Origin of the sequence: Hydrogenophaga crassostreae (assembly GCF_001761385.1) — a bacterium.
Taxonomy (GTDB): Bacteria; Pseudomonadota; Gammaproteobacteria; order Burkholderiales; family Burkholderiaceae_C; genus Hydrogenophaga; species Hydrogenophaga crassostreae.
In genome coordinates, this window is record NZ_CP017476.1 from 2,692,786 (window position 1) to 2,717,617 (window position 24,832).

General features: G+C 61.0%; 22 protein-coding genes and 1 pseudogene. 17 read left to right on the forward strand and 6 right to left on the reverse strand.

The window, feature by feature from the left end:
• The first annotated feature begins 7 nt into the window (after positions 1 to 7).
• Positions 8 to 691: a DUF1294 domain-containing protein gene (locus tag LPB072_RS12360; protein WP_066090142.1), complete on the forward strand. Its 684-nt coding sequence runs from the start codon at positions 8 to 10 to the stop codon at positions 689 to 691.
• Between the two features lie 15 nt (positions 692 to 706).
• Here LPB072_RS12360 and LPB072_RS12365 read toward each other — a convergent pair whose 3' ends face one another.
• Positions 707 to 1,651, reverse strand: coding sequence for a TraB/GumN family protein (locus LPB072_RS12365; protein ID WP_157694149.1), 945 nt, complete (start codon positions 1,649 to 1,651; stop codon positions 707 to 709).
• 55 nt (positions 1,652 to 1,706) lie between these two features.
• Positions 1,707 to 4,046, reverse strand: a complete 2,340-nt coding sequence (locus tag LPB072_RS12370) for a YgiQ family radical SAM protein (RefSeq protein ID WP_066090146.1) — start codon at positions 4,044 to 4,046, stop codon at positions 1,707 to 1,709.
• A gap of 417 nt (positions 4,047 to 4,463) precedes the next feature.
• Between LPB072_RS12370 and LPB072_RS12375 the strand changes: the two genes are divergently transcribed.
• Positions 4,464 to 5,042: a bactofilin family protein gene (locus LPB072_RS12375; protein WP_066090149.1), complete on the forward strand. Its 579-nt coding sequence runs from the start codon at positions 4,464 to 4,466 to the stop codon at positions 5,040 to 5,042.
• Between the two features lie 28 nt (positions 5,043 to 5,070).
• Here LPB072_RS12375 and LPB072_RS12380 read toward each other — a convergent pair whose 3' ends face one another.
• Positions 5,071 to 6,024, reverse strand: a complete 954-nt coding sequence (locus tag LPB072_RS12380; protein ID WP_066090153.1) for a LysR family transcriptional regulator — start codon at positions 6,022 to 6,024, stop codon at positions 5,071 to 5,073.
• A 123-nt stretch (positions 6,025 to 6,147) separates the two neighbouring features.
• On the opposite strand from LPB072_RS12380, the gene LPB072_RS12385 reads away from it, so the two are divergent.
• The 10 genes from LPB072_RS12385 (at position 6,148) to LPB072_RS12430 (ending at position 16,538) form a co-directional block, all read left to right on the forward strand.
• On the forward strand, positions 6,148 to 6,531 hold the full coding sequence (locus LPB072_RS12385; protein WP_066090156.1) for a hypothetical protein: 384 nt from the start codon (positions 6,148 to 6,150) through the stop codon (positions 6,529 to 6,531).
• A gap of 204 nt (positions 6,532 to 6,735) precedes the next feature.
• Complete coding sequence (locus tag LPB072_RS12390) at positions 6,736 to 7,929, forward strand: DUF481 domain-containing protein (RefSeq protein ID WP_066090160.1); 1,194 nt, start codon at positions 6,736 to 6,738, stop codon at positions 7,927 to 7,929.
• 171 nt (positions 7,930 to 8,100) lie between these two features.
• Complete coding sequence (locus tag LPB072_RS12395) at positions 8,101 to 9,558, forward strand: mechanosensitive ion channel (RefSeq protein ID WP_407927808.1); 1,458 nt, start codon at positions 8,101 to 8,103, stop codon at positions 9,556 to 9,558.
• Between the two features lie 160 nt (positions 9,559 to 9,718).
• A complete protein-coding gene (locus LPB072_RS12400) occupies positions 9,719 to 10,879 on the forward strand; it encodes an MlaE family ABC transporter permease (protein ID WP_066090912.1) in 1,161 nt (386 codons plus the stop codon).
• Positions 10,876 to 11,682: an ABC transporter ATP-binding protein gene (locus LPB072_RS12405; protein WP_066090166.1), complete on the forward strand. Its 807-nt coding sequence runs from the start codon at positions 10,876 to 10,878 to the stop codon at positions 11,680 to 11,682. The genes LPB072_RS12400 and LPB072_RS12405 overlap by 4 nt, the downstream gene beginning before the upstream one ends.
• An 18-nt stretch (positions 11,683 to 11,700) precedes the next feature.
• Positions 11,701 to 12,723: an MlaD family protein gene (locus LPB072_RS12410; RefSeq protein WP_066090169.1), complete on the forward strand. Its 1,023-nt coding sequence runs from the start codon at positions 11,701 to 11,703 to the stop codon at positions 12,721 to 12,723.
• 45 nt (positions 12,724 to 12,768) lie between these two features.
• Positions 12,769 to 13,389, forward strand: coding sequence for an ABC-type transport auxiliary lipoprotein family protein (locus LPB072_RS12415; RefSeq protein WP_066090171.1), 621 nt, complete (start codon positions 12,769 to 12,771; stop codon positions 13,387 to 13,389).
• A gap of 46 nt (positions 13,390 to 13,435) precedes the next feature.
• Positions 13,436 to 15,163: an ExeA family protein gene (locus LPB072_RS12420; RefSeq protein ID WP_331245827.1), complete on the forward strand. Its 1,728-nt coding sequence runs from the start codon at positions 13,436 to 13,438 to the stop codon at positions 15,161 to 15,163.
• A gap of 7 nt (positions 15,164 to 15,170) precedes the next feature.
• Entirely contained in the window at positions 15,171 to 15,887 is a 717-nt protein-coding gene (locus tag LPB072_RS12425) for a general secretion pathway protein GspB (RefSeq protein WP_066090173.1), read from the forward strand.
• A 21-nt stretch (positions 15,888 to 15,908) separates the two neighbouring features.
• Complete coding sequence (locus LPB072_RS12430; protein ID WP_082876916.1) at positions 15,909 to 16,538, forward strand: ABC transporter ATP-binding protein; 630 nt, start codon at positions 15,909 to 15,911, stop codon at positions 16,536 to 16,538.
• 4 nt (positions 16,539 to 16,542) lie between these two features.
• Here LPB072_RS12430 and LPB072_RS24145 read toward each other — a convergent pair whose 3' ends face one another.
• Positions 16,543 to 17,367 carry a bifunctional alpha/beta hydrolase/OsmC family protein gene (locus LPB072_RS24145; RefSeq protein ID WP_331245828.1) on the reverse strand — a complete coding sequence of 275 codons (825 nt, stop codon included), beginning with the start codon at positions 17,365 to 17,367 and terminating at the stop codon, positions 16,543 to 16,545.
• Positions 17,343 to 17,792, reverse strand: coding sequence for an alpha/beta fold hydrolase (locus LPB072_RS24150; protein ID WP_331245829.1), 450 nt, complete (start codon positions 17,790 to 17,792; stop codon positions 17,343 to 17,345). The genes LPB072_RS24145 and LPB072_RS24150 overlap by 25 nt, the downstream gene beginning before the upstream one ends.
• A gap of 223 nt (positions 17,793 to 18,015) precedes the next feature.
• On the opposite strand from LPB072_RS24150, the pseudogene LPB072_RS12440 reads away from it, so the two are divergent.
• From LPB072_RS12440 to LPB072_RS12455, 4 genes and pseudogenes are all read left to right on the forward strand, one after another.
• Positions 18,016 to 18,549 (forward strand): annotated as a pseudogene (locus tag LPB072_RS12440) (septation protein A); the annotation flags it as partial.
• 34 nt (positions 18,550 to 18,583) lie between these two features.
• A complete protein-coding gene (locus tag LPB072_RS12445) occupies positions 18,584 to 18,865 on the forward strand; it encodes a BolA family protein (protein WP_066090182.1) in 282 nt (93 codons plus the stop codon).
• Positions 18,866 to 18,945: 80 nt separating this feature from the next.
• Positions 18,946 to 19,725 carry a peptidylprolyl isomerase gene (locus tag LPB072_RS12450; protein ID WP_066090185.1) on the forward strand — a complete coding sequence of 260 codons (780 nt, stop codon included), beginning with the start codon at positions 18,946 to 18,948 and terminating at the stop codon, positions 19,723 to 19,725.
• 148 nt (positions 19,726 to 19,873) lie between these two features.
• Positions 19,874 to 21,247, forward strand: coding sequence for an aspartate aminotransferase family protein (locus tag LPB072_RS12455; protein ID WP_066090921.1), 1,374 nt, complete (start codon positions 19,874 to 19,876; stop codon positions 21,245 to 21,247).
• A 36-nt stretch (positions 21,248 to 21,283) separates the two neighbouring features.
• Here the strand turns inward: LPB072_RS12455 and LPB072_RS12460 are convergent, their stop codons facing one another.
• Positions 21,284 to 21,982, reverse strand: a complete 699-nt coding sequence (locus LPB072_RS12460; RefSeq protein ID WP_082876949.1) for a DUF1624 domain-containing protein — start codon at positions 21,980 to 21,982, stop codon at positions 21,284 to 21,286.
• A 418-nt stretch (positions 21,983 to 22,400) separates the two neighbouring features.
• On the opposite strand from LPB072_RS12460, the gene LPB072_RS12465 reads away from it, so the two are divergent.
• Positions 22,401 to 24,806, forward strand: coding sequence for a hypothetical protein (locus LPB072_RS12465; protein WP_197508823.1), 2,406 nt, complete (start codon positions 22,401 to 22,403; stop codon positions 24,804 to 24,806).
• Positions 24,807 to 24,832 lie beyond the last annotated feature (26 nt).

The window sequence follows — 24,832 nt, forward strand, 5'->3', positions numbered from 1 at the left end:
GCATCACATGAGAAAAAAGGGAACCGTGATCCGCTGGGACAGTGCGCGTGCATTTGGCTTCATTCGAAGTCCGGACACGGTCGCCGACATCTTTTTCCACATTCGCGACTATGGCGAAAACCGCCACCCTATCGAGGGTACAGAGGTCACGTTTGATGAAATCCACGTCGGCGGCAAAGGTCCACGGGCCCTGAAGGTCGAACCCGCCAGAAACACAGTCCAGGAACCCCGATCGCTGCCGGAAGACCCCAACGCCGTGATCTTGCCGCGCAGCCCCACGGCCGCCCGCTCAACCCCGCCCCAGACAACCAAGCGGGAAAACCAGTTGCTTTGGGCGACCATGGGCTTGATGGCTTTTTGGCTGCTGTTGTGGCTCGCGGGCATCGCGCTGGATCGCTTTTCCACCATCCCGGTGTTCAGCAGCCTGATCATCCTCAACCTGGTGACGTTCTACATCTACCTGTACGACAAAAACGCTGCTGAAGAGGGCAACTGGCGCATCAGCGAAAACCAGTTGCACAGTCTTGCGCTGCTCGGTGGTTGGCCGGGTGCCTGGTTTGCACAAAGGGCCTTTCACCACAAGATCAGCAAAACCTCGTTCCAGATAACCTACTGGGCCACCGTCGCACTGCATCTGCTGGGCCTGCTGGCCTGGTTGATCTGGCCCGCATTTCAAACGCCAGTGGGCTGACGCCACAGATTCTGCCTAAAACACCCGTTCAACAGCGAAGCCTCGCGCCGCCAAAAGACGCGGCAAGGCGGTCTGGCCGGTCATGTGCAGTGCCCCCACGGCAGCGAACACACGTTGACCGCTGGCATGCAGGCGTTCAATACCGTCGGCCAGCCCGGGGTTTCGGTCATCGAGCAACTTTTTCATGTCGGCCCGCTCACGATCGGTGTGCACACAGTCGCACCACGCCTGGTAGCTTGCCAAGACGTCAAGCTCGCTGTGCGCCCAGGCAACCGCCAGTTTTTCCTGCATCACCCGGGTTTCCGGCTTTTCGAGCTGCTCCAGCGCCTGAGCCACCGTCTCGCTGGCCTCTGCGTCATCTGCTGCGAGAAACAGATCGAGCTGCGAACGCACGCTCTCCAACGAAAGCACCGGCAATCCGCCTGCACGGGCAGCCATGGTCAGCATCAGTTCAGAAGCATATGAGGGATCGAAACCCTGGCGCCTGCCCATCAAGGCCATCAGGGTGACCGCCTGCAACTCCACTGGGCCGTTGTTCAACTGGGCCAGTGGCAAACACTCGGCAACCCAGAGGCGCTCCAGGCGCTGGCGCAACGGCTGGGGAATCTCGCGTGGTGCGAGCCCAGCGAGCTGCTGCAACTGTTGTTGTGCTTCGGCGCTGGTCATATCGACCTCCAGAGCCAATGCGTCCACCTGACCCAAGGCGCTGCGAACGCTGGGACCCGGACTCATCCATCCGGCTTTGCCCACATGCATGCTGCCGAACAGGTATGACACCCGGCCTCCGCGCTCGATGCGCCACAGAAAACCTCGGTCCCGGGCTTGTTGCTCAGCCTTGGCAAACAATTCTCTGGAATAGCTGGCGGAAGGCGGGCAGTCGGTTTTGTCCACCTGGGCGCCGGCGGGGCCGGCACTTGCGGCCAACAGCGCCACCAGCAAGACCAGCATCGGCTTCATCATGAACATCCTTGCCTCCGTTGTCCAACCCTGAAGCCAGACTTGCCTCTGGCGTCAATCAGGGCTTGCGCCGCTTTTTGCTGATTCCCGCCGCAGGCGTGCGTGGACCACCCGTTTCACGCGGCGGCATGCCGGTATGTTGCGTGAGCAGGCGGCCTTGCGATGGCTTGACCGAAGCTTTGCCAACCGGCGTGCTGTTCTTGCGCCGGGCGCTCGAATAGCTGCCGTCGGTCATGGGCTGGAAGGTCGGGATCAGGTGGTGTTTGCCGTTGCCGATCAGGTCCGCGCGGCCCATGGTTTTCAAAGCCTCGCGCAACAAAGGCCAGTTATTGGCATCGTGGTAGCGCAAGAATGCCTTGTGCAGGCGGCGGCGCTTGTCGCCGCGCACGATGTCTACGCGCTCAGCCCGCTCGGGATCGCGACTGAGGCCCTTCAGCGGGTTCATGTTGGTGTGGTACATCGCCGTGGCGGTGGCCATTGGACTGGGATAGAAGGTTTGCACCTGGTCGGCGCGGAAACCGTTGCGCTTGAGCCAGAGCGCCAGATTCATCATGTCTTCATCGCTGGTGCCGGGGTGGGCCGCGATGAAATAGGGAATCAGGTACTGCTTCTTGCCAGCCTCTTCGCTGAACTTTTCAAACATCTGCTTGAACTTGTCGTAGCTGCCGATCCCGGGCTTCATCATCTTGGAGAGCGGGCCACCCTCGGTGTGCTCGGGCGCGATCTTGAGGTAGCCGCCCACATGGTGCTGAACCAGCTCTTTGACGTATTCCGGGCTCTTCACTGCGAGGTCGTAGCGCAATCCGGAGCCAATCAATACCTTTTTCACGCCACGCAGTTCGCGAGCCCGTTTGTAGATTTTGACCAACGGCGCGTGGTCGGTGTGCAAGTTCTGGCAAATGCCGGGGTATACACAACTGGGTTTGCGGCAGGCGGCTTCAATTTCAGGGGTTTTGCAGCCCAGGCGGTACATGTTGGCCGTGGGACCGCCTAGGTCGGACACGATGCCGGTGAAGCCTTCCACCTTGTCGCGCATCTCTTCGACTTCGCGAATGATGGAGTCTTCCGAGCGGCTCTGAATGATGCGGCCTTCGTGCTCGGTAATGGAGCAGAAGGTGCAGCCGCCGAAGCAGCCGCGCATGATGTTCACGCTGAAACGGATCATTTCCCAGGCGGGAATCTTGGTGGCTCCGTCGTGTTTGCCGTGTTCGTCGGCATAAGACGGATGTGGCCCACGGGCGTATGGCAAATCAAATACAAAATCCATCTCGGCTGTGGTCAACGGGATGGGCGGCGGGTTGAGCCACACATCGCGCGCCGTGGCGCCTTCGCCATGAGCCTGCACCATCGCACGGGCATTGCCAGGGTTGGTTTCCAGGTGCATCACGCGGTTGGCATGGGCATAGAGCACCGCGTCGCTCTTGACCTTCTCAAAGCTGGGCAAGCGAATCACCGACTTGTCGCGCGGCGGTACCTTGAGGCGGCCGGCCAGCGCCGGATTGGCCACAAACTGCATCACCTTGGTGCCCTGCTCCAAATCGTTGGGAGCAGCTTCACCGTCTTCTTTCGCACAACTCTGGCCCTGGGCCTGGGCTTGTTCGCTGGTGGTCTGGTAAGGGTTGAGATGGGCATCCACCCGGCCTGGCATGTCGACCTCACTGGAATCGATTTCGATCCAGCCTTCCGAAGTGGGGTCGCCCGGGCGCCGTACGAAGGCAGTGCCACGCACATCGGTGATCTGATCAACCGTTTCATTGCCTGCAAGCCGGTGGGCAATCTCGACGAGCGCACGCTCGGCATTGCCGTACAGCAGCAAATCGCACTTGGCATCGACCACAATGCTGCGGCGAACCTTGTCGCTCCAGTAGTCGTAATGGGCAATGCGGCGCAGGCTGCCTTCAATACCACCCAGAATGATGGGCACGTCTTTGAATGCTTCCCGGCAACGCTGGCTGTAGACCAGCGCCGCACGGTCGGGGCGCTTGCCGCCGATATCACCGGGGGTGTAGGCGTCGTCGCTGCGAATTTTGCGATCGGCCGTGTAGCGATTGATCATGGAATCCATGTTGCCCGCGGTCACGCCCCAGAACAGGTTGGGCTTGCCGAGCGTCTTGAAGGGCTCGGCACTCTGCCAGTCTGGCTGGGCAATGATGCCCACGCGAAAACCTTGGGCTTCCAATACACGACCGATCACCGCCATACCGAAGCTGGGGTGGTCCACGTATGCGTCGCCCGTCACCAGAATGATGTCGCACGAGTCCCAACCCAGCTGCTCCATTTCGGAACGGCTCATGGGCAGAAACGGCGCAACGCCGAACCGCTTGGCCCAGTAAGGGCGGTAGCTGGTGATCGGTTTGGCGGCGCGCGCGAAAAAGGAAACGTCGACGGGGGCGTTCATAGGGCAATCTTTGGGGGAACCGTCAAGTGTAAGGTTTGCCCCCAACCTGTGCCACTGTAGGGAGACTTGCCTGCCCAACGGTGAACAAAAGCCGACGAAGGCCTCATGAGCGCCTTTGGGTGTTGTTTCGAAACGAATGGTTCGCCACTTTGTCGGCCGCGCGGCACAGATTTGAAACATTTCTGGTTATGTGAAGAGATGTTTGCATTGAGAGATATCGCTGCAACGCCCGGCCATGCTGAGCATGCCGCCTAAGCCCAGACGATCCGAAGCGGCGATCTCGTCGCTGAGCGCGTTCTATTGCAACAATTGCAACCATAAGTACGGTGCGTCCCGTTACGGTTCTTACGCGCAACACCAAGAATGGCCCCCCGCAGCACCTAGCATGAACGCTCCACTTTTAGAAGGAGCTCTCCTATGGCACTGCACTTTGGCAAACGCGAATCCGAACAAGCCAAACCCCTCAACTCTGGCCTCAACTCGGGTGTAAACCCGCAGCAACGTTACGGAGCCGGCAGCAGCAACAATGTTGCCCAACCGCTCAACGCCCCATCGGGTTACACGCCAGAGGCATCCACGGCCAGCAAGTCCGCTGCCGGCCAAACCAACGAAGGCGGCAGCAAGCTGACGGTTGGACCCAACATCAAGCTCAAAGGCGTCGAGATCACCGATTGCGACACCTTGGTGGTCGAAGGCCTGGTGGAAGCCACCATGGATTCCCGCGTGATCCAGATCGCAGAGCAAGGTGCCTTCAAAGGCTCGGCCGAAATCGATATCGCCGAGATCCATGGCGTGTTCGATGGCAACCTGACCGTGCGTCAAAAACTGGTGATTTACGCCAGCGGCAAAGTCACCGGCAAGATCCGCTACGGCAAAGTGGTGATCGAAGAAGGCGGGCAGTTGTCGGGTGATATTGAATGTTCGGTGGCAACCTCTGCCACGAAATCAGCCTCTTCAGCGACCTCCAGCAAACCGTCCATGGCTCTGGCGGCTTGAAGACTCTGACACTGCTGAAGAACGGGGCTCAGCCCGGCTTCAGCAGTTCGGCCAATGCCGGGCCGAAGCTTCGCATCATGATCTGAACCCGCATCGCCCGTTTGAGGTCTGGGTGGGTCAGCATCCACAATGGGGTGGTCAGGTCGTTGATCACTGCTGTCAGCGGCACAAGATCGGGTGCACCGCGCTCGACAAAAGTGGGCAACAACGCGATGCCCAGTCCGCTGCGAACAAGGGCCAACGCGTTGTTGAAGTCATCTACCCGCAGCACGACGCTGCTATCGGGCACCGTTGCGGCCAACCAGCGATCGAATTTGAGATCGCTGGCATCCTGATCAAAACCGATCCAGCGCCGTTCTTTGGCCAAGTGGCGAACCGTCGACAGCTTGGGTCGTGGCGACCCATCGTCCAGAGCGTAGACCTTGAACCGCACCTCGGCCACCTTGCGCCCAACCAGCCAGTCTGGCACGGTATCGGCGACGCGAATGGCCACGTCCGCCTCACGCCTGCGCAGGCTCACATGTTCTCGCGTGGCGTTCAATGCGAGCTGAACGTTGGGAAAGTTGAGTGAGAACTGAACCAGCACGGGTGGAAGCAATTGATTCAACACCACTGAAGCCAGACTCACGCGCACCTCTCCACTGGGTCGCAGATCATGCCCCAGGGCGTTTGCTTCTGCCTCACTGGCCACGGGTTCAAAATCCCGCGCCGCCTGTGCGATCAACTGCCCTGCTGCGGTGAGCGTATAGGTGCTGCGCCCGCGGTCGAACAGTCGGGTTTTTAACCGCGTTTCAATCGTATCGAGCTTGCGAAGCAAGGTGGAGTGGGTCATGTCCAGCGCATGACAGGCCTTGGCCACACTGCCCTCACGGCTGATTACCAGCACCAGGTGGAAGTCGGTCCATGGCGTGATCGCCTTGGACGCCGGCAACCCGTCAACCGGTGCCGTTTCCGCTTCTTTCTTTCCTTCATATGTTTGCATTTTTGAAAACTTGTCTTTTCATTTTTGTAATTTACTTCGCAATTTTAACAACGTAAACTGCCAGCAGAAGATGTAAAAAGACCCCGACCGGTGGTGGTCGCGTCAATTTGGAACCCACTTTTAATGAAGAATTTCAGCAATTTACTGGCATGGGGCACAACAGCCTTGATTGCCGTACTGGCTGCCTTGAACTGGAGCACCCTGATGGCCGATGCGCCATTGAACCTGCTCGTGGCCCAGATTGACGCCCCGCTGGGGGTCATCATGCTGGCATTGTCGGGTGTCATGGGCGCAGCCTTTGTTTTTGCCTACCTGCACAACCACATCGGGTCGCTGCTCGAGACCCGCAAGCTGCTGAAGGAAGTGCAGCGCGCCCACGACCTGGCAGACAAGGCCGAAGCCTCACGGATCGAGGCCTTGCAAAAGCTCATTGCCAAAGAGTTTCTGCAACTCAACCAACGTCTCGGTACCGGTTCGGCCCCCACGACGGGTCACACACAGATTTAGCCGCCCAGGCGCCACGCTCCGTGGCTGGTGAAGGTCGCACGGGTCGCCGCTGCGCGAGCCAGACCAGAGCGAAACCGGGTCTGGATGGGGCAAACAGATCGAAATACAGCGCCATGCCCTTTGCGCCAGCTGCTTGCCATTTCGTGCAACAGGGAGAAGAAAAAAATGAACTCACTTTTTAACCTTTATCACATGGGAAATACGATGAAAAATTCAAACAACTTGCTCAGACTCACCGCCGTCGCCGCTGCACTCGCGTGCAGCCAGTTGGCCGCCGCACAGGGCATCTCCGTCACCGATTACGATGAGGCCACCAGTGAGTACCAGGATGCGTATGTAAACGGCTCGTTCAATGCCGGCAAAAACCGCGACGATGCACAGTCCAGCTACGAGCTCAACCTGGGCCTGGACTACGAACAGGTTTTCGCCTCACCAGACCGTGACGTGCAGTTGCGCTTCAATGGCGGCGGCTCTGTTGGCCGCGACGGCACCGCTGGCGCCAGCCGGGAAAAGCGTTACGAATACGCCACCAGCGCCACAGCCGACACCTATTTCAATCCAGCCACATCTCTGGCATTTTGGTACGGAAGCGTTGGTTTGAAAGGCAGCGATGCCTTTGACAGCCGCACCGCGTCATTGTTTGGTGGTGCAGGTTATGGTCGCGTGAAGAACGTGACCCCGATGGCCAAAGCCATCCGCGTGGTCGAAGAGTTGCAGAGCCTCAACCGCCTCAAAGATGCGCCTTCCCGTGCCGAATACCAGGCCGCAGCGAACATCGTGGACCGCGAGGACGAGTACCGCAGCAAGTTCGGCGCCGCCGACTACACGAAAGAGTGGATCAACGACATTGCCAAGGCACTGGATGTCACCGCCAAAACCGGTGGGCAGCTCGATGCGCGCGATGTGATCGCCATCTACGACGTGTTGACCAATGAGCGCATCTCGACCCGCAAGGTCGGCTGGAAAGTTCGCGCCGGTCTGGGCTACCAGTCCAGCAGCTTCAATGGCATCACCGACAACGATCCAGCGGTTGAACTCGGTGCCGAGTACCACTACCCACTGGACAACCTGACCCAGTTCTCGAACGTGGCCAGCCTCACCTCGGTGTTGAACAACAGCAGCACCTACCTGCTGCGCAATGCCATGAGCCTGACCTATGAACTGGATCGCCGCCTCGACTGGGAAAACGGCTGGACCATGACGCACGACGTCAACGGCCCTTCAAGCACCAAGAGCACGGTCAACACCTTGAGCACCGGCCTGATTTATGAGCTGCGCAACCAGCTGGATCTGACCGGTACCCTGGCGGTTTCCAATTACTCGGGCGACCAGTCAATCGCCAATCCCAACGGCACTGACACCGCGTTGTTCGTTGGCGTTCGCTACCGCCTGAAGTAACCGCACACGAAAAGGCTCACACCCTCGAACGGGCCTGTCACGGCTCCTTCGTGGCTTGTGGGCCGTGTCGCCAATCGGGTTGCCCGGATCAACCCTGGTTGAGGCCCGACATGCAACTTCAAAGACCGCCCACGTGGCGGTTTTTTTCTACAACGTTTAACGGAAGAAGAGATAAAAATGGATGTTCTATTGGAATCTCTACAAAGCACCCTCGGTGCACACCTACCACAAATCATGGGCGCGCTGGGCATCCTCGTGCTGGGTTGGTTTGTTGCCGTGGCGGTCAAGGCTGGGGCAAAAAAAGCGCTCGGTGCACTGGGTACCAACAACCGGTTCAGCGGACTGACCGGCACAGGGGTCGACATCGAAGGCGCGGTGGGCCTTGGCCTGTTCTGGGTGGTGATCTTGCTGACCCTGATGGCGGTCTTCAATTCGCTGGACCTGGACCAAGTGTCTGGACCCTTCGCGGCCCTGACCACACAGCTGTTTGAATTCGCCCCTCGCCTCATCGGCGGACTGGTGCTCGCTTTGGTGGCCTGGTTGCTGGCCAGCGCGGTACGCACAGTGACGCAAAAGCTGCTCGACAAAACCGAACTGGACGACAAGTTGTCGGCACAGGCCGACATGGCGCCCATGAGCCAAAGCCTGGCCGGTGCATTGTTCTGGCTGGTGATCCTGCTGTTCGTGCCCGCCATTCTGGGTGCGCTGGAAATGCGGGGCATGTTGACGCCGCTGAGCGCCATGGTCACCAAGACGCTGGACTTCTTGCCCAACGTGGTTGCGGCCCTGGTCGTCGGTGGCGTGGGCTGGATCGTGGCCACCGTACTGCGCAAACTCACCACCAACCTGAGCCACACCGCTGGTGTCGACACACTCGGCAACAAGGCCGGTCTGGTGGACTCGGTCAAGCTGTCCCGTGTGGCTGGCTTGCTGGTGTTCGTTGTGGTGTTTGTGCCGTCCTTGATCGCAGCGCTTGACGCCCTGAAGATCGAAGCCATCTCTGGCCCCGCAACCCAGATGCTCGACCAGATCATGGCGGCCGTGCCGCACATCATTGCGGCCAGCCTGGTCCTGGTATTGACCTGGTTCGTGGCGCGCTTTGCCAGCCTGTTGCTGACCAGCCTGCTGGGTGCCATGGGCTTTGACACCCTGCCTGCTCGCGTGGGCATGGAACAAGCGTTCGCCAAGACCACCGCCTCACGCTTTGTCGGCCATCTGGTGATGTTTTTCGCCATGCTGTTCGCCAGTGTTGAAGCCGCCAACCAGCTGGGCTTTGGCCAGGTGAGCAATGTGGTGACCACCTTCATCACCTTTGGCGGCGACATTTTGCTGGGCTCGGCGATCCTGGTGATCGGTTTCTGGCTGGCCAACCTGGCCTACGATGCCATCGACCGGGCCAGCGGCGCCAACAGCTCCGGCCTGGCCCGCATCGCACGCTACGCCATCCTGGCGCTGGTGATCGCCATGGGCCTGCGTGCCATGGGCATTGCAGACGACATCGTCAACCTCGCCTTCGGCCTGACCCTGGGTGCCATCGCGGTGGCCGTGGCCTTGTCGTTCGGATTGGGTGGCCGCGAAGCCGCCGGCAAACTGGCCGAGCACTGGTTGGCCAATTGGCGCAAGGACTGAGGTCCGCTGCGGACCGCGTCAGAGCCTTCCAAATGCGCTGGCGCACCTGAAGAGCGCCAAAGGCCACGCTGCGTGGCCTTTGGCAAATCTGAACAACGACAAAAAGGGTATCGTGTGCAAATACCGGTGGTTTTACCCCCTGCTGCCCGCCATCCTCCATATGAATTCAACACAACGCCCCCCAGCCTCACACCTCCGCGCCACTGCGCCGAGGGTGGTTGCAGCTGTGGGCGGCGGCACCAAAGCCCACCGAGCGGTGGGCGACTGGACTGCTGGCGCCATCGCCGGCGACAACGACCCTCGTGAATGGCAACGCAGCCTGCGCTCAGTTGCTTCCACCAGCTCACCTCAGACCTGGGACTTGAGCGCAGTGCAGGCGCTGGACCATGTGGGCGCCCAAATCCTCTGGGATCTCTGGGGCCAGCAATGGCCCGTTCGCCTGGAGGCGCCAGCCCATCACAAGGCGCTTCTGGAACGCATTGCCGCACTGTCCACCCCGGATGCGACATCGCTCAAGCCCACGCTGAGACAGCGCTACCTGGCGCTGGGTAAGGCGGTGATGGACATGGTGGGGCAACTGCGCGACTTCGTCACCTTGCTCGGCCAACTGGTGCTCGATTTGCTGGCACTGGTACGGGCGCCCGGGCGTGGCCCCTGGCGCGACGTGTCTGGGCACCTTTACCAATTCGGCGCCACTGCACTGCCCATCACCGCCCTGGTCGGATTCCTGATCGGCGTGGTGCTGGCCTACCTGAGCGCACAGCAACTCAAACAATTCGGCGCCGACGCCTTCATCGTCAACCTGCTCGGCATGTCGCTGGTGCGCGAGCTGGGCCCCATGCTTGCAGCCATCCTGGTCGCTGGCCGAACGGGCTCCGCCATCACGGCCCAGATTGGCGTGATGCGCGTCAATGAAGAGCTCGACGCCATGCGGGTCATGGGCATTCCCCTCGGCTATCGACTGGTGATGCCCCGCGCGCTGGCGCTGGCGATCGCCATGCCACTGATCAGCGTATGGACCACAGTCATGGCACTGTTGGGTGGCATGTTCGCAGCCGATCTGGCGCTGGGCATTTCCCCGCAGTTCTTTTTCAACGCCCTGCCTGCGGCGGTGGATGTCAGCAACCTCATGCTCGCCGTCGGGAAAACGGTGGTGTTCGGTATTCTGATTGCCTTGGTGGCCTGCCACTTCGGCCTGCGCATCGAACCCAACACGGAAAGTCTGGGCAAGGGCACCACGGCTTCTGTGGTCACGTCGATTACCGTGGTGATTCTGGTCGATGCCATGTTTGCCATCGCTTTCAGGGACATCGGATTGTGAACGCCAGCCCATCAACACCGCAGCTACCCGCCATCGAGGTTCGGGGCCTTTGGACCGTGTTTGGCGGCGGAGGTGCGCCCGAGTTCGTGGTGCACAAAGACCTGGACCTGATCATTTTCCAGGGTGAGATTCTCTCTCTGGTCGGGGGATCGGGCACGGGAAAAACCACCTTGCTTCGCCAGATTTTGGGCCTGGAACAACCTACACGCGGTGACATCCTCGTAATGGGACGTCCGGCTCAACAGATTGATGCGCGCATGGCAGCCAGCCGCGTGGGCATGCTGTTTCAGCAAGGCGCGCTGTTTTCCGCTTTCAGCGTCATCGACAACATCGCTTTTCCCCTGCTGGAGTTGGGCCGCCTGCCCGAACGCGTGGTGCGCGACGCAGCCATGGTCAAGCTGCAAATGGTGGGACTCAAGCCTGGCGATGCCCACAAGATGCCCGCCGACCTGTCGGGCGGCATGATCAAGCGAGTGGCCCTGGCGCGCTCTTTGATCATGGACCCGCCCATGCTGTTTCTCGATGAACCCACAGCCGGACTCGACCCCGAAAGCGCCGACGACTTTTGCAAGCTGTTAAGCGATCTGCACAAGCAACTCGGCCTGACGGTTGTCATGGTGACCCACGACATCGACACACTGCTGGAGATATCCACCCGCATCGCCGTGTTGGCGGATCAAAAAGTGGCTGTGGTGGGGACACCGCAAGAAGTGATCGCCACGCCACACCCCTTCATTCAACGCTACTTCCTGGGCAACCGGGGCCAGCGCGCGCTGCCGATCCTGGATCAGCTGACGCACTGAGAAGAGAAAAAACACACCATGGAAAACAAATCTCATGCCTGGGCCGCTGGCCTGTTTGTCGTCGCGGTGGCCGCACTGCTGCTGGGGCTGACCTCATGGCTCACCAGCGGCAAGCGGGTCGGCGATATTTATGAAATGTCGACCCAGGAATCGGTGACCGGTTTGTCTGAGCAGGCGGCCGTGCGATTTCGGGGCATCAACGTGGGTAAAGTGGTGCACATCGGGTTTGACCCTGCCAACCGTGAAAACGTATTGGTTCGTATCGATATCGACAAAGACCTGCCACTGAGCTCCAGCACCTACGCCACCCTGGGTTACCAGGGTGTGACCGGGCTCGCTTTCGTGCAGCTGGACAACGAAGGCCCTACCGGTAGCGCCTTGACCACGAACAGCAGCAACCCCACCCGCATCCCTTTGCGCCCCGGTCTGTTGAGCCAGTTCGCCGATCAGGGCACCTTTCTGCTGCAACAAGCCAAGAACATCTCGGAGCGCATCAGCACGCTGCTCTCGCCCGACAACCAGAAATCCATTCTTGACACGGTGGAAAGCATTGGCAAAAGCGCCGACAAGGTAGGCGCGGCGACGGAGCGCATTCAGGCCATTTTTGATGCCCAGCTGGGGCCACAGAAAACGGACATCCCGGGTCTGGTGGCCGACACCCAGGCGACCATGAAAACCCTGCAGGGCTCGGCAAGAGAAATCAATGCCACCGCGAAAGCCGCCACCGAAACCGCCCAGTCGCTCACAAAAATGGCCGACAGCCTGTCCAGACCCGGTGGCACGTTGGAGCAACTCGGCAACACCAGCCAGGCACTGGCTGACAGCGCCAAAGCGATCAATGCCACCGTATTGCCCAGCGTGGCCCGTGCCAGCGCCAGCGCCGGCCGCACCGCAGACGCGGCCACCCGGGCCGCCCAGAGCGCCGATCAGGTGCTGGACGGCATCATCGACAACCCGCAGAGCCTGATCTTTGGCGGTGGCGACGTTCGCCCTGGCCCGGGGGAGCCCGGCTTTGTGGCACCAGCGGCTTCAACGCCTTGATGCCCGCCTGCAGCCCAGACCACCCTTCGCCTTAGGAGCAACCCCATGTCATTGACCAGAATCCTTGCTTGCAGCCCGAAATCGCGCTCGCTCCTGTTGGTGCCGCTGGTTGGCCTGCTGGTGGCCTGCGCCACGCCGTCTGCGCCGGTGAGCAAAACCGTGTATGACTTCGGCGCCCCGGTGGCCCAGCCTGCTGGCTCCGGACCAACCCTGTCGCCCCTGGCTCTGGCTGAAATTCAAACCGCCTGGGGTCAAAACAGCACAGCCATGGAGTACCGCCTCGCTTACGCCAACGGGCAGGAGCTGACGCCATATTCACAAGCCCGCTGGAGCATGCCGCCAGCGCACCTGGTGGCGCAACGCGTTCGCGAGGTGTTGAGCCAACAACAGCCAGTGGTCTCGCTGGGTGACAGTTCAACCGACTTCGTTTTGCAGCTCTCGCTGGAAACTTTCGGACAGATTTTTGACACCCCACAATCCAGCCGGGGCTCGGTGCAGCTTCGCGCCACCTTGCTCAAAGGTGACACCCTGGTGGCTCAGCGCAAGATTGTTGCCAATACACCCGCCCCCTCCAGCGATGCGGCTGGCGGTGCCCGGGCACTGAGCGATGCCACGCAAACAGCCGCCGCCGAGCTGGCCAGTTGGGTGGCCGAGCGCATGCGTTGAGCGTCGAAGCTGCTGAGGTCATTTAACGCCACCGGTTCAACCCGCTATGCCGGTATCCTTCACGCCCATGTACGCTGCGTTTTTCGGGCTCAACCAGACCCCCTTTTCGATCGCGCCCGATCCCCGCTACCTCTTTCTGAGCCAGCGCCACCGGGAGGCGTTTGCACACCTGCTCTACGGCATAGAAGGGGGTGGCGGCTTCGTGTTGCTCACCGGTGAAATCGGCGCCGGCAAGACCACCGTCTGCCGCTGTTTTCTGGAACAGATTCCGTCGCACTGCAATGTGGCGTACATCTTCAATCCAAAACTGACGGTCGGCGACCTGCTGAAAACGATCTGCCATGAGTTTCACATTGAAGTGAAGCACGAAGGCACTGGTCCGGCCACGATCAAAGACTACCTGGATCCGCTCAACGCCTATCTCCTGAGCAGCCATGCGGCTGGCCAGCACAACATCCTCATCATCGACGAGGCGCAAAACCTCACCACCTATGTGCTGGAGCAGCTGCGCCTGCTGACCAACCTGGAAACCAATGTCCGCAAGCTGCTGCAAATCATTCTGATTGGCCAGCCTGAGCTGCGCGAGATGCTCGCCCGCCCCGAGCTGGAACAGCTCTCCCAGAGGGTCATCGCGCGCTTTCATCTGGGCGCACTGAGCGAATCGGAAACCCGAAAATATGTCGCCCACCGATTGAGCGTGGCCGGATGGCGAGGAGCGCAGCCGTTCGAAGAAAAGGCCCTTCGTCAGGTGCACCGCGTGACCGCAGGCGTGCCTCGCCGCATCAACCTGTTGTGTGATCGAGCGTTGTTGGGCGCCTATGCCAGTGGCCAGAAAACGATCACCCATCAGATGATTGACCGGGCTGCTGGTGAAGTGTTTTATGGCACATCCAGACCAAGCCTGTGGGCAGCAATGGCACGTGGCGGGAACTGGTGGGCCGGACTGGCATTGGGCGCCGGAGCAGGCGCCCTGTTGATGTGGGGCGGCAACGCGCTCATGAAGCCTGCGGCTCCAGCCGCGCCCTTCGTGCAACAGCCCACAAGCGAGAAAGCAAAACCACCTGAAGCGTTGGTTGTGCCGGCGGCAACAGCAACAGCAACAGCAACAGCAACAGCAACGCCGACTCCAGCTCCATCTCCGTCCCCGCCGGCACCCAACCTCGACCTGCTACCGCCTGGCCCACCCCCCAGCGCTGTCTGGATCGACAACGAAAACGAAGGTTTCCGTGCGTTGAGCGAATTGTGGGGGCAGCCTTTGACTGCCAGGAATCCCTGCCTGCAGGCCATTGAACGCGGCCTTCAGTGTTACCGGACGACGCGCATGACCGTCAATGGTCTGCGCCAGCTCGACCGTCCGGCCCTGCTCAAACTGCAGATCAGCGGCCAGGGTTCGGGATATGTGATGGCCACAGCCATATCCGATGTGGCGATTGAACTCAGCGTGGATGAACAACGCTGGCGCATGCCGCTGAGCGCCTTGAGCAGTGTCTGGGCGGGCTCCTACGCCACCCTCTGGCGCACGCCACCCGGCCAGAAGGAGCACCTGAGCAACGGCTACAGCGGTACCGCCGCCAACTGGATGGGCGAGCAACTCAAGCACCTTCAAGACAACGGGAAGTTACCCGCCAGCGCCGGGACCCTGAAAGAAAGGGTCGAAGCCTTCCAGCGCGCCAACGGCATCGATGTCAACGGCTTCGCCAGCACCACCACCTTGATTCTGATCAACCGCGCCACCGGCGTGGAAGAACCGCGGCTCGCGCAGGCGAGCCCTTGAAGAACACATGTCCTACATACTTGATGCCCTGAAACGGGCCGATGCCGAACGCAGCCAGGGCGCAGTGCTCCAGTCACTTGGCACCGAACCATCCGCAACATTCGCGCCCTCACGCCGGGCCCCTCGCTACCGTGCCTGGGGCATCGGTATCGCGGTTCTGGCACTGGTGGCTGCTGCTGCATGGCTCTGGTACGGGCGGAACACTCAGAACAGTGACCGTCCCGAACCCATGGCCACGGCACCCATGCCGGACCTGCCCCCCGTTGAGACAAGCCCCCCGACTCAGGCACCAGCAACAGCCGCGCCTTCTGCGGTCGTCAACGCCCCCGCCATTGCCCAGGCTCCAGCCAACGAACCAGACGGCAAGAAGCCGCCTGCGGCTCCCGTGCTTCCGATTCTGGCGAAAGCACCACCGACGCCCCCACCCCCTCGAAACACGCCAGCCGAGGCGAAGGCAAAAGCTTCGCCCGATGAACCTGTTGATGCCAAGAAAAAGCCCGCCAATACCGTGGTGGCATTGAGCCCGGCGCAGCGCGCCGCCTTGCCCCAGATCGCCGTGAGCGGGTCGTCGTACTCGGCCAACGCCGCCCACCGCATGCTGATCGCCAATGGCCAGGTGGTCAAGGAAGGACAAGAGTTGTCGCCCGGCTTGCTGCTGGAAGCCATCGGGCCACACAGCGCCATCTTCAATCAGGGCGGCACGCGGTTCAACGTCAACTACTGATCCGCTCTACCTGCCAGCAACATGAGCGCCACACCGCATCCCGCCATCTCACAGACGCGACACCTCAGCCATGCGTGGGGCAACCATGTGCTTTTTGAGGGGTTGAGCATCGCCATTCCGGCCGGGGTCACGCTGGTGCAAGGCGATGAGCAAACCGGCAAAACCACCTTGCTGCGCATTCTGGCAGGCGAGCTCGCGCCCAGCGGCGGCTGGGTCGAAACCCAGGGGCAGCGAGCCGACAAGCAACCCGAGACCTACGCCCCGATGGTGTTTCGCACCGACCCTCTGCACACCGCTCTGGACCAAACCAGTCCGTCTGCGTGGTTCAACACCCTCCCCGACTGCTACCCCTTGCTCAACCCCGGCATGTTGGGCGCGCTGGTGAAGGATTTTGGCCTGTCGCCCCACATGGACAAGCCGCTGTACATGCTTTCGGCAGGGAGCCGGCGCAAGGTGTGGATCAGTGCCGCGCTCGCTTCAGGCGCTGCGCTCACCTTGATCGACCAGCCCTTCGCTGCGCTCGATGGACCTTCGATGCGCCTGTTGCGCGAGGTGTTGCAAGATTTTTCCGAGCAGGCGGGCCGAGCCTGCGTGATCGCCGACTATGAAGCACCCGAAGGCGTTCCACTGGCCAGCACCATCCACCTTTAGATGCTCACAACTTGCCCTGGCGGGTCAGTATGCGCACTTCGGCATGCAGGGTCTGGTGAACCGGGCACCGATCGGCAATTTCGATCAGCCGCGCGCGCTGCGCCTCGTCCAGATCGCCTTGCAGTTCCACCACACGCACGATCTGGTCGACTTTGCCGTCACGGTTTTCGCAATCCTCACAGTCTGTGGCATGCACCTTGTCATGCACCAGCGCCACCCGAACCGAGGCCAGCGGCCATCGCTTGCGACGGGCATACATGCGCACTGTCATTGCAGTGCATGCGCCCAGCGCCGCGTTGAGCATGTCGTAGGGCGTTGGCCCCTCGTCATCACCACCCGCTGCCGCTGGTTCATCCATCAGGAACTGGTGCTGCCCCGCGCTGACCACCTGCGTAAAGCGGCCGGTTCCACGCTCGGAAACCACCACAACCCCTTCGCCGGCCACAGTGCTTGTGGATTCGGACTCGGGCAGCCTTGCAGGCTGGGGGACCTCCGAAGGCAGATACCGACGCGACCAGGCCGCAATCAGGCTCGCCGCAAACTGCGCGTCTTGCGCGTTGTTGAGCAAATGGTCAGCGCCATCAAGCGCCACAAACGATTTCGGGTGCACCGCGGTTTCAAAAATGCGGCGTGCGTTGTCCACCCCTACGGTCTGGTCGAGCGGCGCATGCAAGATAAGCAGGGGTTTGGCCAGCCCGCGAATGCGATCGGCCTGCGGTTGCCCGGCCAGATCCTGCACGAACTCGCGGCGAATGGTGAACTGGCGCCCCGCCAGCGACACAGACGCCTCGCCCTCCTTTTCAATCACCTGCAGGCTTTCGCCGTCCAACTGATGGGTGACGTGCCCAGGCTCAAAGGGGGCACCCACTGTGACCACGGCCCGGCAATCGTCGACACGTCTGGCCGCCGCCAGAACCGCTGCCCCCCCAGCGAATGTCCGATCAACAGCGAAGGCGCCCCATGGTGGGTACGCAACCAGGCGGCTGCGGCGAGCAGGTCGTCTACATTGGAACTGAAATGGGTGTTGGCGAAATCACCACCGCTGCCACCGAGGCCGGTGAAATCGAAGCGCAATACGCCAAATCCCGCTTCCGACAGGGCCCGTGCAATGAACGCTGCGGCCTTGCTGTCTTTGGAGCAGGTGAAACAATGGGCAAAAACAGCCCAGGCGTGAGGCGCGTTGTCGGGCGTGTCCAGGCGCCCCGCCAAGGTCTCGCCCAGGCTGCCGGGAAATTCGATGCGTTCACTGGGCATGGTTTGGATCTCTGTTTGTAGGGTGCGGTCGAGGCAAATGAAGCAGCGCCATCAGCGGCTCCAGAGCCGGCCACTGCTGGCCCGGTGGAGCGCTGAGTACGCCGTCGATGAACCCGTTGGTCACAACAGGTCTTGATTCCTTACAAATCACCGGGCCGAGATCCAAGCCGGGGGTATTCCTGGAGGTCAGAAATTCACCTCGCCAGAGCGCGATAATTCCCCGATGCGCATTCTTATCGATTTTTTCCCCATTGCCCTGTTCGTGGCAGCCTACAAGCTGTATGACATCTACACGGCAACGGCCGTGCTCATGGCGGCAACCGTGATTCAAACGGGCCTCATCTATGCAGTCGACCGCAAGCTTCAGACCATGCAGAAGGTCACCTTGGTGTTGGTGGTTGTTTTTGGTGTGTTGACATTGGCACTCCACGATGAGCGTTTCATCAAATGGAAGCCCACAGTGCTTTACGCCAGCATGGCCATTGTTCTGGGCGCCGCTTTGTGGATCTGGAAGAAGAACTTCCTGCAGATTCTGCTCGGCAGCCAGCTCAGCCTGCCGCAAGCGGTATGGGCGAGACTGACTGTGATCTGGGTCACCTATTTTCTTTTCATGGCCACACTGAATGGCTATGTGGCGGCCCTGTATTCGACCGAAGACTGGGTAAATTTCAAGATCTGGGGGTACGCCTTTCCGATCATTTTTATCGTTGGACAAGGGCTCTATATCTCCCGCTACATCGGCGATGACACCCCCTCCAAAGATGCCCCCCCAACACCGAGAAAGATGCCTCATGAGCGACCACGATTCCGCCATCCCCACGGCCGATGCCCTGCGCACATGCCTGGAAAAGGCGCTGGCCCCCGAGTCGCTTGAGGTTGTCGATGAAAGCGAAGCCCATGCCGGCCATGCTGGGTCCAACGGTCTGGGCTACGGCACCCATTTCCGCGTGCGCATTGGCGGCAAGGCATTCGAAGGCAAAACGCGGGTCGCACAACACCGGCTTGTGTATGATGCGCTGCAAAAATTCACCGATGCCGGGCTGCACGCATTGGCCATAGAAGTTCAGCGCTGACACCCATTTCACCCCCGTTGGCCGGGAACCCCAAGGGCCCGGACCCACTCCAATTTGTCATTTCACTCCTGAGGAACACCATGAAGTTTTCATTGACGGCACTCACCGCAGCCGCCCTGTTGGTCGCAGCCCCATGGGCCACCGCACAAAACGTTGCCATCGTGAACGGCAAAGCTGTTCCCATGGCACGGGTTGAAGCACTCGCCAAACAGGTTGAGGCTGGCGGACAAAAGGTGGACGAGGCCACCCGCGCCCAACTCAAGCAAGAGGTCATCATGCGCGAGGTGTTCATGCAGGAAGCCGAAAAGCGCGGCGTGGCCGGCGGCGATGACTACAAAATTCAGATGGAACTCGCTCGCCAGTCACTGATGATTCGCGCCCTGTTTGCCAACGAAGAAAAGGCCCACCCTGTCACCGATGCCGACATTCAGGCCGAATACGACAAATTTGCTGCTGCCAATGGCGGCAAAGAATACCGAGCCCGCCACATTCTGGTGGACAAAGAAGACGACGCCAAGGCCATCATCACCCAGCTCAAAGGTGGCGCCAAATTTGAAGACATCGCGAAAAAACAGTCCAAAGACCCAGGATCCGGCGCCAATGGTGGCGATCTCGACTGGGCCAATGCGGCCAGCTACGTGACCGAGTTCTCCGAAGCCATGATCAAACTGGGCAAAGGCGAGATGACTGAAGCGCCCGTGAAGAGCCAGTTTGGCTGGCACGTGATCCGCGTGGACGACATCCGTCAGGCTCAACTGCCCAAGCTCGAAGAGATCAAAGACCAGATCGGTCAGCAACTCAAGCAGCAGCGCCTCGCGACTTTCCAGAACTCCTTGCGCGAAAAAGCCAAGGTGGAATAAGCCCGGGCAATCTGGCCCACGCGACTACGCGGCTTCGGCCGCGTTTTTTTTGGCCGAAAGGGTGAAGCTACTCGCCCTCTTTCACGGCCCCGATGCTGCCGACTGCGGCCTTTTGCCCATAATGAAGACCGTTCAAGGAGAGCCATTGATGACCCCCAAAACCACCCGATCCGGCCTTGACTGGCGACGCGCGCAAGATTTTTTGGCGGCCGAGCGCCAGACCTTCGAGCAACGCAACCCAAGATCGGCGGCTTTGGCGGCCCTGGCTCAACAACACCTGCTCTTTGGCGTACCGCTGCACTGGATGACCGACTGGGGCACGCCGTTTGCCTTGCACGTCGACAGCGCCTCAGGCGCCGAAGTCAACGATGCCGACGGCCACACACTGACCGATTTCTGCCTGGGCGATACCGGCGCCATGTTCGGTCACTCGCCCGCCCCTGTGGCCGCTGCCCTGGCAGCACAGGCCACCCGCGGCTACACCACCATGCTCGCCACGGCAGACGCCGGCATGGTGGGGAGAGCCCTGAGCGAACGATTCGGTTTGCCCCTGTGGCAATTCGCCATGAGTGCCACCGATGCCAACCGGTATACGGTGCGCTGGATACGTGCCGCCACCGGGCGAAGAAAAATTCTGGTGTTCAATGGCTGCTACCACGGCACGATTGAAGACGTGTTCGTTGATCTGGTGCATGGCCAGCCTGTGCAGCGGGACAGCCTTCTGGGCCAGGTACACGACCTCACCGAACACACGGTCGTGATCGAATTCAACGATCTGGCCGCGCTGGAGGCTGCGCTTTCGAAAGGCGATATCGCCTGCGTCCTGGCAGAGCCCGTCATGACCAACATCGGCATGGTGCTGCCCGAGCCCGGTTACTGGGAGGCGGCACAAACGCTGATCAAGCAACACGGCGCCATGCTCGTGGCCGATGAAACCCACACCATCAGCACCGGTCCTGGCGGCTACTCCCAGGCCTTTGGCCTGAAGCCCGACGCACTGGTGCTCGGCAAACCGGTGGGTGGCGGCGTGGGCTGCGCGGTGTATGGCATGAGTGCCGAACTCGCCGAACTCGCTGTCAAAGCCAAACAAGATGCGCCCCCCGGCCACAGCGGCATCGGAACCACGCTCACTGGCAACATGCTCGCCATGGCGGCCATGCGCGCCGCACTCACCGAGGTGATCACCCCTGCCGCCTATGCCCACATGCTGCCACTCGCCGAGCGTCTGGCAAACGGGATTCGTGGCCTGATCGCGAAACACGGTTTACCCTGGTGCGTCACGCAAGTAGGCGCCCGAACAGAGTTCCAGTTCGCGCCGACCCCACCCAGAAATGGCGCCGAAGCCGAAGGCATTCTGGACGGTGAACTGGAGCACCTGATCCACCTGGGGCTGCTCAACCGGGGCGTGATGATCACGCCGTTTCACAACATGATGCTGGTTTGTCCACAGACCAGCGAGGCCGATGTGGACCGGCTGTTGGCCGCACTGGATGAAGTGTTGACACAGATCGTGAACCGATAACACGGGGCCCACCTGCCAGCGCTATGCAGGCGATGCTCAGCCCAACAGCCAGAGAGCGCCTGCAATGAGGGCCAGCATCACCGGCTGGTGCAACAGATAGTAGACAAGACTCCAACGCCCCATCACCACCATGCCGCGCTTCAGGCCGGCAGCAGATGTGTCACCCGCCCCCAGCCAGGCGGGCCGCTGCGCCAGGGCCCACCGCCCGGCTGCCATGCCCCACCACATGACCCCCAACCAGGGCAGCAGCGGCACATAGTCTTCCGTCACGGGAAAACGGTTGATCAACCCCAGCCAGTTGAGCCATGGCGTGTTGAACACCAACAACCCTGGCTCCATCGCCATCAAGGCCGGAGCGACAAACTTGCCCGCAATGGCCAAAACCCCCAAAGGCCACAACCAGCGCCCCCAACCTGCTGTGAGCCGCACGACGATCAGCATCACCGCGATGCCGTGCAACACGCCGAAGTAAATCACCCCGCGTGGAAACATCCACCACGATCCTGCCGTCACAAGCAAGGCCGCCAGAGCCACTTGCCGCCAGCGCCGCCAGAACCTGCCCCAGGTTTGCCCCTGGTCCACGGCAATGGCCTGTGACACACCCGCCGTGAACAGAAACAGGCTCACGATTGCCGTGCGTTGCCAGGTCCAGAAAGGGTCCTGGTAAAAATCTTCGCTGATCAGTCCGTGGTAGTTCAGGTCAAAACAGAAGTGGTAAGCCGTCATCCACAACATGGCGATGGCACGCACAAGGTCAATGCGGTCGAGACGCTGGCTGGTCGGACTGGGCAGGGCTGTCAATCTGGAGGCTCCTCTTGGGTACCAATAGAAATGTAACGTTGATCTGGGGTGGGGGCCGCCTGGGGCCTGTCCTTCAGGACCGGACGAAAGCGGCCGGGATACATGCTCGAAACCAATCGTAAATCATGGATCTGCATACCTGCTCCACTTCAAAGCAGCGCCTGACCGTTCATCGCCCCTGGATTTCTGGCCATTCACGCCACGTCGGGCCAATCCGCTCACCCAACCATCCCGCCCCCCTGACCGGGCAATCCATCGGACCCACCCTTCGGCTCCAGCTTATCCGTGACCAGGTGCCTCCACGAATCAGGTCGTTACGATCAAGGGCAACTTTCATGTGACCATAGACAAGATGCACAAGCCCCGTCCCCAAGCCACCACCGCCTATTCATCAAAGGTGCTCTTTTCAACCGCCCTGCTCGCTTTGACTGCCTGTGGCGGAGGCCATGACAGCAGCGCGCCGCAGCACGCCCAACGGTCCAACACCCCTGCCGGAGTGTCCGTGTTGCCTGCAGATCCCGTCGGTGTGGCAGACAAGCTGTGGGTGAACGCATCTCCCGACGCTGAAGCCGACGCCGCACTGTCCAAAGGGGCCAGCATCAATGCAACCGAGCTGGCTCAAGCCCAAGAGCAAGCAGGCGGTGCCGCACGCATCCAAACCAAAGCGCTTTCGAGCGTGCCCGTCTTCCGCTTTTACAACCGCAACACAGGCGCCCATTTCTACACAACCAGCGAAGCTGAGCGCGATTCGGTGCGCGCCAACCTGAGCCACATGGACTACGAGGGCCAGGCTTTTCAGGCCAGTGGTCAAAGCGCGCCCGGCCTGAGCCCGGTGTACCGCTTCTACAACCTGCAGACCGGCGTGCACTTCTACACCATCAGCGCCGATGAACGCGACCATGTGCTAGCCAACCTGCCCCTGTTTCGCCTGGAAGGCGTGGCTTACCACGCCAGCAAGGTGGCAGGCGCCGGCTTTGCACCACTGTACCGGTCCTACCTGACCGGCCAGGGTTTTCATTTCTACTCCGCCAACCCCAACGAGACCAACGGCCTGGCACAGTACCGCTTTGAAGGCCTGGCCTACTACGTGATCGGGAGCGCGCCCGCAGGCGGCCCGAACGCCGTGGTGGCAGGTACCTTGAGCGCACCTTTTCCCACACTGGAAAACATCAGTCTGGAATGGCCCGTCAGCGGCGATGCCAACCGCAACAGCACCGCCAGCCTGCGCTACCGGATGCAGGGCAGCAGCGCCTGGCGCCAGGGCCTTCCCCTGCGCCGCGTGGTGGCAGGGAGCAACAGCAACACCGGACTGTCGTGGGACTACCGCCATGTGGGCAGCGTGTTCGACCTGCAAAGCGACACCACATACGAGGTGGAAGTGGTGCTCACCGACCCCGATGGCGGCAGCCGCACGAGCAGCCTCATTGTGCGCACACGGCCCGTGCCCGCGCCGATGGCCGGCGCACCCGTGAAAGCCGCTACACCTGCGACCCTCGGCGGTGTGTTGAGCGGTGCCCAGCCGGGCGACATTGTGGAGCTGGCCACAGGCACCTACGACGGTTTCAACATCGACAAGAGCGGCAGCGCGGGCATGCCCATCGTGGTGCGCGCTGCACCCGGCGCCAACGTGGTGGTTGAGGGTGAGATGGGCGTGTTCATGAAGCAGCACATCCACATCAGCGGCTTGACGGTGAACGGACGCATCCGCTTCAACGGCAGCAACCACATGGTCATCACACGCAACACCATCAACGCCCGCGCCGACCGTGGTGGTGACGGCATCGTGACGTTCTTGCGCGCCGAGAACAGCTACATCGCCGACAACGTGGTCAATGGCCTGACCCCCTGGGCGGAAGCCTCGCTCGGTGTGAATGGAAACAACCAGGGTGAAGGCATTCTGGTCACGGGCCCAGGCCATGTGATCCAGAACAACCAGGTGAGCGGCATGCGCGATGGCATCTCTTTTCTGGAGGGCCGCGAAGCGGAAGACCAGCACAGCATCGATGTTTTGAACAACGACATTCGCGAGTCGGCTGACGATGGCGTGGAGGCCGATTTCTGCCAGCACAACTGCCGCATCATGCGCAACCGCATCACCAACAGCTTCATCGCGCTGTCATCCCAGCCCGGCCTGGGTGGCCCCACCTACTTCATTCGCAACGCCGTCTACAACGCGGTTCACCTGGCCTTTAAACAATACCGTGGCAGCACAGGCGACGTGTTGCTGCACAACACCGTGGTGAAAAAGGGTGACGCCTTTGCGAACTACTCGGGCGAAGCCGTCAACGCTGTTTACATGCGCAACAACTGGTTTGTCGGTGGGCTCACAGGCACCTACAACGGCTATTCCACTGGTTTGGGCCGGGTGATCCAGGCGCCCGATCTGGTGAACAACACACTCGATGCCAATTTTGATGCGTTCGGTTCCAGCACCGGCTTTGCACAGCCAGGTGGCGGCATCAGCTTCTTCACCGGGCAACTGGGCTCAGTAAGCTTTGCCAACCTCACCGCGCTGCGCGCCACCACCAGCGAAAACAACGCGGTTGAAGCGAGCCTCAACGCGCTGGCAAGTCCATTGGTGTTTCCGAACGCCCCATTGACAACGTACCCAGCGCCAGACTTGCGCCCCCGCGCAGACGCTTCGTTGGCCAATGCGGGCACGCCTCTGGCCAACATCAATGATGGCTATGCCGGCAGCGCACCCGATATCGGGGCACTCGAAGCCGGGGCACCGCTGCCTGTCTACGGCCCCCGCTGATCCGGGCAAAAGGCAAAACCCACAGG